1 pseudogene is annotated in these 706 nt (G+C 63.2%); it reads right to left on the bottom strand.

Annotation, left to right across the window (positions count from 1 at the left end):
• Nucleotides 1-706: pseudogene (locus VM94_RS05390) on the bottom strand (sulfoacetaldehyde acetyltransferase); the annotation flags it as partial.

The raw sequence follows: 706 nt of genomic DNA, 5'->3' as shown, positions 1-706 counted from the left end.
CAATTCCTCTTCCCACGCCGCTTTTTCGGCTTGCACGGTGGCATAGCGCTCGTCACGCGTCGCGTCGCAGTCGAGTGCCTTGCCGTCCAGGCGGGAAAGAATCGCTTTGGCGGCCGCCTTGGCGTCGCCGCAGATACCGACGGAGATTTTCTTGACCAAGCCCAGCATCTTGTTGTCCGCATCGATCTGGATGATCTTCGCGTTTTTCGGCCAGTAATCCATGCCGTGCTGCGGCAAGGTGCCGAACGGGCCCAGGCGCGAGCCTAAGGCGACGACGACGTCGGCCTTGGCGATCAGTTTCATGGCCGCCTTGGAACCCTGGTAGCCGAGCGGACCGCACCACAGCGGGTGGCTGGCGGGAAACGAGTCGTTGTGCAGATAGCTGTTGACGACGGGGGCACCGAGGCGCTCGGCCAGGGCCTTGCACTCTTCGATGGCTTCGCCCATGACGACACCGCCGCCCGAGATGATCACGGGGAACTTGGCTTTCGCCAAGAGCTCCGCCGCATCGTCGAGGCTTTGTTCGCCGCCGGCACCACGGTCCAGGCGGTTCGGCTTCGGGATCTCGGCCTTGATTTCGCCATAAAAATAGTCGCGCGGGATGTTCAGCTGGGTCGGGCCCATTTCCGACATGGCGCGGTCAAAGCAGCGGCCCGTGAATTCCGCCATGCGGGCCGGATTGGTGACGTGCCCCTGGTACTTCGTA

The organism is Janthinobacterium sp. KBS0711, assembly GCF_000988085.1.
GTDB lineage: Bacteria > Pseudomonadota > Gammaproteobacteria > Burkholderiales > Burkholderiaceae_D > Janthinobacterium > Janthinobacterium lividum_E.
Note: the sequence above shows the minus strand (reverse complement) of the source record. Positions and strands in the feature narration are given on the sequence as shown.